Origin of the sequence: Thalassospira sp. (assembly GCF_048059015.1) — a bacterium.
Taxonomy (GTDB): Bacteria; Pseudomonadota; Alphaproteobacteria; order Rhodospirillales; family Thalassospiraceae; genus Thalassospira.
Map to the genome: position 1 here is coordinate 177,008 of NZ_JBLLNT010000007.1, position 12,172 is coordinate 189,179.

The 12,172-nt window shown below is 53.9% G+C and carries 11 protein-coding genes; 9 read left to right on the forward strand and 2 right to left on the reverse strand.

Translation table 11 applies throughout. From position 1 onward, the window contains the following. Positions 1-13: 13 nt before the first annotated feature. The 3 genes from ACMZ66_RS11635 (at position 14) to ACMZ66_RS11645 (ending at position 3,584) form a co-directional block, all read left to right on the forward strand. Positions 14-1,423: a TRAP transporter large permease gene (locus ACMZ66_RS11635; protein WP_416937369.1), complete on the forward strand. Its 1,410-nt coding sequence runs from the start codon at positions 14-16 to the stop codon at positions 1,421-1,423. A 372-nt stretch (positions 1,424-1,795) separates the two neighbouring features. After that, positions 1,796-3,049 carry a multidrug effflux MFS transporter gene (locus tag ACMZ66_RS11640; protein WP_416937370.1) on the forward strand — a complete coding sequence of 418 codons (1,254 nt, stop codon included), beginning with the start codon at positions 1,796-1,798 and terminating at the stop codon, positions 3,047-3,049. A 25-nt stretch (positions 3,050-3,074) separates the two neighbouring features. Continuing rightward, a complete protein-coding gene (locus tag ACMZ66_RS11645; protein ID WP_416937371.1) occupies positions 3,075-3,584 on the forward strand; it encodes a DinB family protein in 510 nt (169 codons plus the stop codon). Between the two features lie 9 nt (positions 3,585-3,593). Here the strand turns inward: ACMZ66_RS11645 and ACMZ66_RS11650 are convergent, their stop codons facing one another. Together ACMZ66_RS11650 and ACMZ66_RS11655 are read right to left on the reverse strand one after the other, a co-directional pair. Then, positions 3,594-4,379 carry an enoyl-CoA hydratase/isomerase family protein gene (locus ACMZ66_RS11650; RefSeq protein WP_416937372.1) on the reverse strand — a complete coding sequence of 262 codons (786 nt, stop codon included), beginning with the start codon at positions 4,377-4,379 and terminating at the stop codon, positions 3,594-3,596. A 93-nt stretch (positions 4,380-4,472) separates the two neighbouring features. Continuing rightward, a complete protein-coding gene (locus ACMZ66_RS11655) occupies positions 4,473-5,186 on the reverse strand; it encodes a YoaK family protein (RefSeq protein ID WP_416937373.1) in 714 nt (237 codons plus the stop codon). Positions 5,187-5,409: 223 nt separating this feature from the next. Between ACMZ66_RS11655 and ACMZ66_RS11660 the strand changes: the two genes are divergently transcribed. The 6 genes from ACMZ66_RS11660 (at position 5,410) to ACMZ66_RS11685 (ending at position 12,103) form a co-directional block, all read left to right on the forward strand. Beyond that, the gene (locus tag ACMZ66_RS11660) at positions 5,410-6,099 is read left to right on the forward strand and encodes an orotate phosphoribosyltransferase (protein ID WP_416937374.1); all 690 of its coding nucleotides are present in this window, start codon (positions 5,410-5,412) and stop codon (positions 6,097-6,099) included. A gap of 235 nt (positions 6,100-6,334) precedes the next feature. Continuing rightward, a complete protein-coding gene (locus tag ACMZ66_RS11665) occupies positions 6,335-6,940 on the forward strand; it encodes a hypothetical protein (protein WP_416937375.1) in 606 nt (201 codons plus the stop codon). A 163-nt stretch (positions 6,941-7,103) separates the two neighbouring features. Then, positions 7,104-7,946, forward strand: a complete 843-nt coding sequence (locus ACMZ66_RS11670; RefSeq protein ID WP_416937376.1) for a universal stress protein — start codon at positions 7,104-7,106, stop codon at positions 7,944-7,946. A 192-nt stretch (positions 7,947-8,138) separates the two neighbouring features. Beyond that, on the forward strand, positions 8,139-9,530 hold the full coding sequence (locus tag ACMZ66_RS11675) for an aspartate aminotransferase family protein (protein ID WP_416937377.1): 1,392 nt from the start codon (positions 8,139-8,141) through the stop codon (positions 9,528-9,530). A 568-nt stretch (positions 9,531-10,098) separates the two neighbouring features. Further along, positions 10,099-11,316: a 5-aminolevulinate synthase gene (gene hemA / locus ACMZ66_RS11680; RefSeq protein ID WP_416937378.1), complete on the forward strand. Its 1,218-nt coding sequence runs from the start codon at positions 10,099-10,101 to the stop codon at positions 11,314-11,316. Between the two features lie 265 nt (positions 11,317-11,581). After that, the gene (locus tag ACMZ66_RS11685; protein WP_416937379.1) at positions 11,582-12,103 is read left to right on the forward strand and encodes a hypothetical protein; all 522 of its coding nucleotides are present in this window, start codon (positions 11,582-11,584) and stop codon (positions 12,101-12,103) included. The last annotated feature ends 69 nt before the right edge of the window (positions 12,104-12,172 follow it).

A 12,172-nucleotide genomic window follows, 5' to 3' on the forward strand; every position in this document is an offset into this window, starting at 1 on the left:
GGGGAACATTTAAATGACTATCGCATTCCTGTTTATCCTGCTGTTTGGCTTGATGGCACTTGGCGCACCTATCGCCATTTCGCTCGGTGTTGCGTCGCTTTCAACCATTCTGATGTTTGGCGATGACAGCCTTGCCACGCTGGCAGAGAAACTTTTCGGCGGGATGGAGCATTATACACTTCTTGCCATTCCATACTTCATTCTGGCATCCGCCTTCCTGTCGACCGGTGGCGTTGCCCGCCGCCTGATCCGCTTTGCCATTGATACCGTGGGCTGGTTCCCGGGTGGCCTTGCCATGGCATCGGTTCTGGCATGTATGCTGTTCGCAGCTGTTTCCGGCTCAAGCCCGGCAACGGTTGTTGCCATCGGTTCCATCGTGATTGCCGGTATGGTGCGCGCGGGCTATCCACAAAGCTTTGCCGCGGGCGTGATCTGTAACGCGGGGACCCTTGGTATTCTGATCCCGCCTTCCATCGTCATGGTGGTCTATGCGGCCGCGACCGAGGTTTCGGTTGGTCGTATGTTCCTGGCAGGCGTTATTCCGGGGATCATGGTTGGCCTGATGTTGATGATTGCGATCTATATCGTCGCACGCATCAAAAAACTGCCAAGTCAGCCGCGCCCGACCCTTGGCGAATGGGGTGGTGCACTGTTTTCCGCGTCCGGTGGTTTGCTTCTGGTACTGCTGATCATGGGTGGCATTTATGGCGGGGTCTTCACCCCGACCGAGGCGGCCGCTGTTGCAGCGTTCTATGCCATGTTTGTCGCAGTCTTGTTTTACCGTGACATGGGCCCGATCAAGGAACAGTCATGGGTGCCGGAAAACGGCAATACCGGCGTTGGCAGTATTCTTGCCTACAACCTTCCGAAAATGGGCAAGGCGCTGGTCCTGATCCCGTTTGACAAGGAAGTCCGCCACGTCTTGCTTGATGCCGGTAAAGTCACGATCATGCTGATGTTCATCATCGCCAACGCGATGCTGTTCGCCCATGTTCTGACGTCTGAACGCATCCCGCACACCATTGCCGAAACCATCATTGGATGGGGCCTTCCGGCATGGGGCTTCCTGATTGTTGTGAACATTGTTCTTCTAATTGCCGGTAACTTTATGGAACCGTCGGCAATCCTTCTGATCATGGCGCCGATCCTGTTCCCGATTGCCATGCAGCTTGGCATCGATCCGATCCATCTGGGCATCATCATGGTGGTCAACATGGAAATCGGCATGATCACGCCACCTGTCGGATTGAACCTGTTTGTGACATCCGGGATCACCGGCATGCCGTTGCTCAAGGTTGTTAAGGCCGCCTTCCCGTGGCTTCTGATCCTGCTGGGCTTCCTGGTGCTGATTACCTATGTACCGGCGATATCGACTTGGCTTCCGACCAGCCTGATGGGTCCGGAACGGATCATGACCCACTAGATCGGTTGATCCACACATCATCACGCAAAGGGCGGCATTCCAACGAATGTCGCCCTTTGTGCATTTGAACGCATAGCTGCCATACCAACAAAATCACGCCACAGGATTGGAAACCCCAAGAAATTTGTGGATAATGGGCTTTCTTAAATCGTTTCAGGTTGCTGTCCCCGATGACGCGGATTGTTATCGCGCCCAAATCCAGCTTTCCGACTGACGCCACCAAACTTGCCCAATCTGCCTTTGCCGCGTTCATCATTGTGCGCGGATTTTTGTGCCCCACTCACCGGCATATATTGGCAAGCACTGTCATCGTGATCTGGTAATCGGCGGACATGCGCCCCACCTGCCACCAATGAAACGGAACGCAGACCTATGGCCCAGAACGCTCCCAATACCCTGCCAGATCCAAAGCGTCTGGCGATCCTGCTTGCAGCGCTGATTGCAACAGCACCGTTTGCAATTGACACCTATCTGCCTGCCATTCCGGCAATGGCGGCTGATTTTGGTGCGCAAACCCATGCGGTCGAAGTTTCCATCAGCACGTTCCTGATCGGCTTTGCCCTTGGTCAGTTGATTGGCGGACCGCTGTCTGACCGCATTGGAAGACGCCCCGTCGCCATGACCGGGCTTGTCATCTACATCATAACAAGCGCGATCATCACCACGGTTGACAGTGCGCTGTCACTTAATGTCATGCGCTTTGTTCAGGCGATTGGCGGCGGCTTTGCCCTTGTTGTTGTCGGTGCATCGGTGCGCGATCTTTATGACGGCAAGGAAGCCGCACGCATGTTTGCGCTAATAGCCGTGATCATGATGATTGCACCGTTGGCCGCCCCCACGGTCGGATCGATCTTGCTGGTCTGGTTTAACTGGCAGGCGATCTTTGTACTTCTGATCGTCTATGGCAGCGTGATGCTGTTTGTCGTCTGGTACAAGATGCCGGAAACCACAAAGCTTCGGCCGCGCTATGCAGGCCCGGCGCGTCGTGTCTGGTGGACTTATCTTGAGGTCCTTCGCACGCGCAAGGCAGTTGGCTTTATGCTAACCCATACCGGGGCCAGTGCGGTGATGTTCAGTTTCCTGACCGATAGCCCGTTTATGTATATCGATTTCTTTGGCATCACACCGGCACAGTTCCCCTATCTGTTCGGGGCCAATATTGCGGTTATCGTCATTTGCAACCGTTTGAACAGCCCGCTTCTGGCGCGTTACGAATTGCACCAGATCTTGAAGGTCGGCATTGCCATTCAATTCGCGGCCGTTGCCGGACTGTTTTTGGCAGTCAACGTGTTTGAGCCAAGCCTTTATTCGGTTGTGCCGCTTGTTATGGTCTCTGTTGGCATGATCGGCTTGACTGCCCCGTGCGCAACGGCATCCTTCATGCAGTATTTCCCGCATATCGGCGGAACCGCGACCGCACTGATGGGAACCATCCAGTTTGCCACAGGCGCCGTTGCCGGCATGGTGATTGGCCATTTCCATGATGGCACGCTTTTGCCTGTGACACTTTCCATGCTTGGTTTTGCGATCTTTGCCAATGTGATGGTGCATTTCGTTGCCGAAGCAAAGTCACCTGAAGTAGCATCACCCATGCACGACGCCACCGCCACGCAAGGCGCCCAGTAATCGGGTTTTTTCAGGAGTTCCCATCATGTCGAAAATGAACTTCAACGATTACGGTCGCTGCATGGCGACCTATAACAGTTGGCAAAACGCCGTTCTGTTTGATCTTTGTGCCGAGATTGGCGATGAGGCGCGCCGCCTGGATCGCGGTATGTTCTTTGGCGCGATCCACAATACGCTAAACCATCTGATCTATATCGATCTGCGTATTCTTGGCATCTTACGTACTGGCGAGGCCGAGGCGTTTGATGCCCGCACCATTGTCGAGGACGATTTTGATCTGCTTTCCGCCAAACGCACCGAGGTCGATCGCGACATCATGGCGTTTGTAAACGGTTCCGATCATGCATGGCAGGACGGCATTCGTGAGTTACAGGGGCTTGATGGCGTCGTGCGCAAGTTGCCGCGTCAGCTTTTCCTGATGCAGCTGTTTAACCATCAAACCCATCACAGATCGCAGATCACTGCGGAACTGCACAAGATGGGCATTGATTACGGCATCACGGATGTCCCGCTGACACCTGATCTGCCGCTCTAATCAACATGCTTATTTGCCGGTAAAGACCGCTTTGCGCTTTTCAAGGAACGCGGTGTAGCCTTCCTTGAAATCCGCACTTTCAAAGGCGCGGTATCCTTCATCAAATTCACGGGCGTCAATCGCCCCGCCCTGACGCAGGCGGTTGATCATTTTCTTATGCAGGCGCTGGGTCAATGGCGCGCCACCGGCAATACGGCTGGCGGTCTTGGCAATTTCCGCATCAAAATCCGCAATCGGCACATGACGTGCGACAAAGCCGATTTCACGTGCGCGTTCGGCATCAAACACCTGCCCTTCAAGCAGGATTTCAAACAGTGCCGCCTCGCCCAACAAATCCAGCATGATCTCAAGTTCCGGATAACCAAGCGTCGCGCCAAGCTTCATCGGAGGCACGGCAAACTTGGCATTATCTGCGGCAATTCGTAGATCACAGGCAGATGCCAACACAAATGATGCCCCCATGCACGGCCCGTCAATTGCGGCAATCACCGGATGGGTGCAGTTCTGAATGGTTTGTAGTGCTTCGGCATGCAAAAGACCATAATCACGTGCCTTTTCAAACCCGGCGCGTTCTCGAACAAATTCATGAATGTCAGCACCCGCACCAAAACCAACACCCTCGCCACCGCGGATCACAACGCAGCGGAGCTCCAGATCATCGGACAGCTTCTGCGCGATATTGGCAAGCTCACCCCACATCGGCTTGGTCAGCGCGTTTTTACGGTCCGGCTGGCAAATGGTGATGGTGGCAATGCGATCATCAATGGCGACATTCAATCCGCTTTGGTCAGTCATGACATTTCCTTTGGGGCTTGCTGTTTGGGCACAGCTTAAATCGGTATAACTATACCGAATAAACCCAAATGACGGATTTGCCAATGGGCTCTGTTATTTACGCCGGGGAACAGGACTGCCCGATGGGGCGATATATCTTGCTTGCCAACGATTGGGCACCCAAAGTGCAAATGCCGATACCGCCCCGCATCCGCCAGCTACAAACCAGATCGCATCCTGCCCGATCCGAAGGGTCAAAAGACTTCCAATCACGGCCCCGACAATCATGCCAATCCACGGCACGACCTGAAATAACCAGTCACCACGGCGATCCCCGGTCAACCAGCGACCAATGCCGCGCCCAAACCGCGACAGCGCACCGGTCACATAAGTCAAACCGATCGGCAATCCTTCGATATGCTCGACCGTCGCATTGATCATGCCCATCGCCAGAACCACAAGGTAAAACCCGCTCGATCCACGCATTTCAAGCGGCAGGAGTGCCGAAAGGCACAGCACCAAGGCAACAATCCCCAGAAGCCCCGCAAGCCTTTTGCGAAACCGGCTTGCAATCACCACACCCAGCGTATTGCCGAGAATAAAGCAACCCACCGCACCGAGCAGGATAAACGCCCCGGACCAGTCCCCTTCGCCAATCGCAATGGCCGCGCGCGTGGTGTTGCCCGACATGAAGGACACAAAATCCCCTGCCATGATCAAACCGATCGCATCGGTCATCCCGGCAACCATGGAAATCGCCATAACAAAGATCAGGCCAATGCCCGTACGGCGAACCTTGATCAGGCGACGGCGTTTTTGCTGGTTCATTCAAGTTGCTCCTGGGCGGGGCTTTGGCCGGGTAACGTGCACTGATTAAACAGTATTTCTGATGGAAAACGCTACAACTCTTAGCGGACGGATCAAACACACCTGCAATAGTGCACAGACTCCGCACAAACCTGACCAACTGGTCAGCGGCTTTTCTTTGCGCTTTCGGACCAAAAGCGTTAAGAGGTGCGCAAATATTCGATCCGGAGAAGGTAAAGCCGCCATGACCAATGACAAACCGACCGCGCATTGCAGCTACGCTGCCAAAACCGTCGCCAAGATTCTGCTCGACATCGGAGCGGTGAATTTCCGCCCGGAAGAAGCTTACATTCTGACGTCTGGCTGGGCGAGCCCGGTCTATATTGACTGCCGCAAGCTGATCTCTTTCCCGCGCGCACGTCGCAAGGTCATCGAACTTGCCGCCCGTCAGGTTTCTGACGCAGCCGGTTACGAGGCATTTGATGCCGTCGCTGGTGGCGAGACCGCTGGTATTCCTTATTCGGCATGGCTTGCTGATGCTCTGGACCTGCCGATGCAGTATGTCCGCAAAAAGCCGAAAGGCTTTGGCCGCAAAGCACGCATCGAAGGTGACATCCACGAAGGTCAGCGCGTTCTTCTGGTCGAAGATCTGGCAACCGATGGTGCATCGAAAGTCAATTTCGTCAATGCGATCCGCGAAGCCGGTGCCGAGTGCAAACACGCATTCGTCATCTTCTTCTATGACATCTTCGAAGGTGCGCTTGACGAACTGCGCAAGGACGACATCGAAATGCACTATCTGGCAACCTGGGCGGATGTTCTCGCCGTTGCCGAAGAAGGTGAATATTTCAGCAAGGACGCCATCGAAGGCGTTCGCGCCTTCCTGAACGACCCGATTGGCTGGTCCAAAGCCAACGGCGGCAAGCACGACTAAGTGCTCGTCCCGATTGCCACGATGATGGCAATCTCAAAGCTTCAAACGCCTGTCGATGTTTTCGGCAGGCGTTTTTTGTTTCATCGACTTGTCATCCGGCCTTTTCTGGACAGAAAGTTCAACTCGGTTCAATATGTTCCCAAGCAAAAGCAAAGTCATAGCACCAACTATGATGATCCACGGGACAACAAACTGACGTGACCACGGCACCCGCCACCGGTCCGAGGAGCACTGCATGTCACTGCACAAGACTGCCAAATGCCTGCCGGTTCTTGCACTGGCCTTTGCCATGTCTGGCTGTTTGCACAGTACCGAGGAACCCGTCACGGTCGCCAACAGCTCCCAAACCATCGTCACCCCGTGGGGGCCGCCGGCCAATGGTGCCGCCGCTGCCCCATCCACGACGGCACAAGGCACAACCACCAGCAATCTTGTGATGATGGAAGATCCGTCTCGCAAAGTGCTGGCATTGATCCAGCAACAGCAGATCGATGAAGCGCGCATTGCGCTTGGCATTCTTGATCGCATGGCGCAGCGCTGCGTTCAGGACGGGGATGCTGCCGCCTGCGCCACCCTTCAAACCAATTGGAGCACGCTTTCACAGCAGCTTCATAAGACGCTGACGATGATCTCGGCAGATACGACGATGGAATCATTCATGAGCAATCCGTCATCAACCGCGCCGATGCCATCAATGTCAGATGACGCGCAACCAATGGTCCAACCCATCATGCCCGCACCTGTCACGAATACCCCGGCCATGCCGGCACCGGCCACCAATGGCACCGAACCATCGATGGAAAAAGTCATCCCGATGACGGAACCCGGTGCGGACGGCTAAACACCTGTATTTCGATAGAAATACAACTTTGAATAATTCCATTTGAGATAGAGCAAAGAAACCCGTCCACCAGCGGCGTAAGGTTTGTTCATGACGTTATGGCCTGCAGTGCTTTGCACCAAAGGGGTCTGCGCCACGTCCCTTACCCACTGGAGAACGGCTTATGTATCGGGATATTCTTGTTCACATCGACACCACATCTGCCTGCAAGGAACGTCTTTCGGTTGCGCTGAAAATTGCCAAGGCGCAGAACGCCCATCTGACGGGTTTGTATCTGCTGCCCTATCCTGAAATCCCGCGTTTCATGGAAGTGCAGATCACCGAAGAAATCATTTCCCAGCAGCGTGCCGCGATGGCCGAAACGGCCGCAGGTGCGCGCAAGGAATTCGAAAGCGCCTGTGAAGCTGCTGGTATCACCTTTAGCTGGCAGCAGACATCTTGTGCGGCTTCCGCCACCGCAGACACGGCTGCGATGTATGCCCGCCATCATGATCTGACCATCATGGGTCAATATGATCCGGAAAGCAGCGATCCGTGCTCGATGTCGGAAATGCCAGACAAAGTCATTCTGACATCCGGCGCGCCGGTTCTGGTGGTGCCCTATGTTGGTCGGTTCGATAAGGTTGGCGAACGCGTCATGATTGCCTGGAAACCATATCGCGAGGCCGTCCGTGCAGTGAATGACAGCATGCCGCTTCTGGAAAATGCCAAATCCGCACTGGTTCTGTGTGCTGATCCGAACAAGGCAGCACGCGACACCATGCCGGTTCCGGGCGTTGATATTGCCGAACGCCTTGATCGCCACGGCATCAAAGTCCGCAAGGAAAGCATGAATGCGACGGGCATCGGCGTTGGTGATTTGCTGCTATCGCGCGCTGCGGATGAAAGCATTGATCTGATTGTCTGTGGTGCCTATGGCCGACCGCGCCTGCGCGAATTGATGATGGGCGGTGTTACGCAACACCTTCTGCGTCACATGACGGTGCCGGTTTTGATGTCGCACTAATCGCGATATCCACCGCAAAATCCAACACAAAACCGGTCAGGAATTCTGGCCGGTTTTGGCTTTTGGGCTGTGTCTCATTGGCAAAGATTACGTAAGCCGCAGGAAATGATTGCGCCCGCCTGTCTTGGGCTTAAAGTGCGAAGATAATCAAACGGGTTTCAGGGCCCCACTTCCAGAATTTTGAGGTTCGACATGACCATCGACGCCACCAACGTCAATCCGACCATCCCCAGCAATTCCGATGCAAGTCGGGATGTTTCAAGCTATCTGCATCCCTATACCAACCATGCGGTTCACGAAAAAACCGGCCCGCATATCATCACTGGCGGTGATGGTATCTATGTCATCGATGACCAAGGCCGCAAACTGACCGAGGGCATGGCAGGTCTTTGGTGTGCATCCCTTGGTTTTAGTGAAAAGCGCCTGGTTGAGGCCGCGACGAAGCAGATGAACACACTGCCGTTTTACCATACCTTTGCATCGAAAAGCACAAACCCGTCAATTGATCTGGCGGAGAAGCTTCTGGAAATCGTGCCGGTGCCGATGTCAAAGGTCTTCTTTGCCAATAGCGGGTCAGAAGCAACCGATACTGCGGTGAAGATGGTCTGGTACTATCACAACGCAATCGGTCAGCCCGAGAAGAAGAAGATCATTTCGCGCAAAAAAGGCTATCACGGCGTTACGGTTGCAGCGGCTTCGATGACCGGCCTTCCGGGCAATCACAAACTGTTTGATCTGCCGATTGATCGCATCCTTCATACCGACACCCCGCATTACTGGCGCGAAGCGCTTCCGGGTGAGGAAGAAGAAGATTTCGCCACCCGTCTGGCTGAGCAGCTTGAAGACCTGATCCAGGCAGAAGGCCCGGAAACGGTTGGTGCCTTCATCGCCGAACCGATTATGGGGGCCGGTGGCGTGATCGTTCCGCCGCGAACCTATTTCGAAAAGGTGCAGGAAGTCCTTAATCGCTATGACATTCTGTTCATTGCCGATGAAGTGATCTGCGGTTTTGGCCGTACCGGTCGGATGTTCGCCACCGAGACCTTTAACCTGAAACCCGACATGATCACGGTCGCCAAGCAACTGTCATCGGCCTATCAGCCGATTTCGGCCTTGTTCATCAATGACAAGATTTATCAAGCCGTCAAAAAGGGCTCGAACGAAGTTGGCACCTTCGGCCATGGCTTTACCTATTCCGGCCATCCGGTTGCGGCTGCGGTTGCACTTGAGACGCTCAAGATTTACGAAGAAGACGGCATTATCGAACATGTCCGTACCGTCATGTCGCCGTTCCAGAAACGCCTTAAAGACTTGAACAAGTTCGAACATGTCGGTGAAACCCGTGGACGCGGCCTGATTGGTGCGTTTGAATTGGTAGCAGATAAATGCGCGAAAACGCCGTTTGAGCCATATGGCGCGACTGGCAAAGCGGTTGTTGAAGCTTGCCTTGCCAAGGGTGTGATCTTGCGCGCCTTGGGCGACACCGTGGCCTTCTGCCCGCCGTTGATCATCACCGAAACGCAGATCCATGAAATGTTTGATGCGGTTGAAGCCGCCCTGACCGAATGGGAAGCTTCACTTTAACGATCACTACATAATTCAGTGACATTCAAAACCCGCGCGGCCGAAATGCTGTGCGGGTTTCGTTTTTTTAGCCCAGTGAACACCGCTGATCGCAGCTAAACCGGGCCAAACAGTAGTCATCTGCCGGTATGTGAGGAACATTCACATCGCAGTACTCGACCTAAAGATAGATTTAAACACAACAATTACACCAATTAATCGATTTTAACTATAAACGAAATCGATATTATTGCGGTCTTTCTGGCGCGGGAATCCTTGCCAAATGAAACCAATAGGGCCAAATTGGGAATTAAGTATCGGCGACGTTCGCCACAAACGAGATCGACAAACGAAAGATGGAACGCCTTCTCTGATCTAACGGTTCCAAAGAATTCTGGAATCGCTTTAATTTTTGACAAGGGTCAATGCCTTATCGGTTGCCATGACCGATAAGGGAACAAGAAAGACCCGGTCAAACCGGAGGATATGTCCAGGATCAGACCGCTGATCTGGACGAGACCAGAGCTTTGTAGCGACGCGGATGTTAAAACAGAAGTGGCGCGCAAAGAGACAGGCGAAAGAAACAAGTATGAATTACAATAACTTCTTCAAAGACGCGTTGTCCGGACTCAAGGCTGAGGGCCGTTATCGCGTATTCGCCAATCTCGAACGTATTGTCGGCAAATTCCCCAAGGCCCTTTACCATCCCGGTAACGGTGAAGCCGCCCGTGAAATCACGGTATGGTGCTCCAACGATTATTTGGGCATGGGCCAACACCCGAAGGTCCTTGATGCCATGCAAAGCGCTATCACCGGTCAAGGTGGTGGTGCGGGTGGCACACGTAATATTTCCGGCTCCAACCATTTGCATGTCGCGCTTGAGCGTGAGCTCGCCGATCTGCATGGCAAGGAAGCTGCCCTTCTGATGACGTCCGGCTATGTTGCAAACTGGACGACGCTTTCAACGCTTGGTTCCAAGCTGCCTGATTGCGTGATCATTTCGGACGCCCAGAACCACAATTCAATGATTGAAGGCATGCGCCATTCCAAGGCCGAACGCCGAATCTGGAACCATAATGATGTCGAACATCTTGAAGCGATCCTCAAGGATTTGGGCCCCGCACGCGCCAAGATCGTCGCATTTGAGTCGGTTTATTCGATGGATGGCGATATTGCGCCAATCGGACAGATCCTTGATCTGTGTGAAAAATACAACGCGATTTCCTATCTTGATGAAGTCCATGCGGTTGGCATGTACGGCCCGCGTGGCGGCGGAGTTGCCGAACGCGACGGCGTGATGGACCGGGTTGATATCGTTCAGGGCACACTAGCCAAGGCATTCGGTGTCATTGGCGGCTATATCGCTGCCAAACCGGAAATTGTCGATTTTGTGCGTAGCTTCGGCAATGGCTTTATCTTCACAAGCTCCCATCCGCCAAGCATTGCCGCTGGTGCGCTGGCCTCTGTCCGCCATCTTAAGGAAAGCGATGCAGAGCGTGCCGCCCAAAAGGAACGTGCAGATACCCTTCGTGCGCGCATGCGGGCTGCTGACCTTCCGGTCATGGATGCACCAAGCCATATCGTGCCGTTGATGGTTGGCGATGCCGCGATGTGCAAGGAAGCAAGTGACCGCCTTTTGTTTGAACATGACATCTATGTTCAGCCGATCAACTACCCGACCGTCCCGCGCGGCACCGAACGCCTGCGCTTTACCCCTGGCCCGCTCCATAATGACGAGTTGATGGATCATTTGATCAACTCCCTCCTTGCGGTCTGGAGCCAGTTGGGCATTTCCAAGGTCGCGTAATACCACCAAATCCGAATTCAAAAGGCCGGGGTCATTTGCCCCGGCCTTTTTCGTGATCCCATTTCATGATCTGTGGACTTTTTATCGGCGTATCAGGGAGTAACTGACACCCGAGAATTGCTTTCGCGGGCATGCGTTCTATATTGAAGGCTGTCTTGATCGATCAGAATGGTCGGTGAAGATTAATATTTGCAATTAAGAACCGTTCGCGTTAACGTCGGGCCCGTCACCACATCAGGGACCGCCCATGTATTCGGATAGAACCTTGCTTCCCAAAGAATGTCTGCGCCTGTGCGCGCTTGGCACCCTCGCCCTTTCCGACAAGCCGATCAGCTATGCTGACCTGGCCAATTCGGTGCGTCATTTCATGTCCCATATCATGGGGCCGTCACTTGATATGATGGGAAGCTCGCTTCAGCTGCTCAAGCTTGAAGGCCTGGTCAAGGAAGATACCGCCCAGGGGTCGTTTTCCGACGCGCAGCTTAGCCTGACCAAGGCCGGGCATGAGAAATTCATCGAACTGATGCAGGGCAATTTGCGCGATACATCCGGTGAACTTTCGCGTCTGATCATGGCGCTTAAAATGCGGTTCCTGCATTTGCTGGATGATGACATCCGCGCTGAACAGGTCGAAATCCTTCAGGACGTTTGTGAGCTTGATCTGGAACGTGTTCTGGCCCTTCGCGAAGAACATTCCAATGAGGCCGCGAACTTTACTGGCTGGCTTGAAATGGAAGTCAAACGCCTCGAACAAAAGCGCGACTGGCTTAAAAGTCTGTTGGCCTGAGATATTTTCCCGTTATAGTCGAGACAGAAGGCCAGCAGGAAGCCGGTCCAACGTCACAGGCAGGGACGG

Bases quoted from the DNA above. Each gene is read 5' to 3' on its own strand.
- ACMZ66_RS11645 (WP_416937371.1), top strand. From the start codon at position 3,075: ATGTCGAAAATGAACTTCAACGATTACGGTCGCTGCATGGCGACCTAT.
- ACMZ66_RS11675 (WP_416937377.1), top strand. From the start codon at position 8,139: ATGACCATCGACGCCACCAACGTCAATCCGACCATCCCCAGCAATTCC.
- ACMZ66_RS11640 (WP_416937370.1), top strand. From the start codon at position 1,796: ATGGCCCAGAACGCTCCCAATACCCTGCCAGATCCAAAGCGTCTGGCG.
- ACMZ66_RS11655 (WP_416937373.1), bottom strand. From the start codon at position 5,186: ATGAACCAGCAAAAACGCCGTCGCCTGATCAAGGTTCGCCGTACGGGC.
- ACMZ66_RS11635 (WP_416937369.1), top strand. From the start codon at position 14: ATGACTATCGCATTCCTGTTTATCCTGCTGTTTGGCTTGATGGCACTT.
- hemA (WP_416937378.1), top strand. From the start codon at position 10,099: ATGAATTACAATAACTTCTTCAAAGACGCGTTGTCCGGACTCAAGGCT.
- ACMZ66_RS11665 (WP_416937375.1), top strand. From the start codon at position 6,335: ATGTCACTGCACAAGACTGCCAAATGCCTGCCGGTTCTTGCACTGGCC.
- ACMZ66_RS11650 (WP_416937372.1), bottom strand. From the start codon at position 4,379: ATGACTGACCAAAGCGGATTGAATGTCGCCATTGATGATCGCATTGCC.
- ACMZ66_RS11660 (WP_416937374.1), top strand. From the start codon at position 5,410: ATGACCAATGACAAACCGACCGCGCATTGCAGCTACGCTGCCAAAACC.
- ACMZ66_RS11670 (WP_416937376.1), top strand. From the start codon at position 7,104: ATGTATCGGGATATTCTTGTTCACATCGACACCACATCTGCCTGCAAG.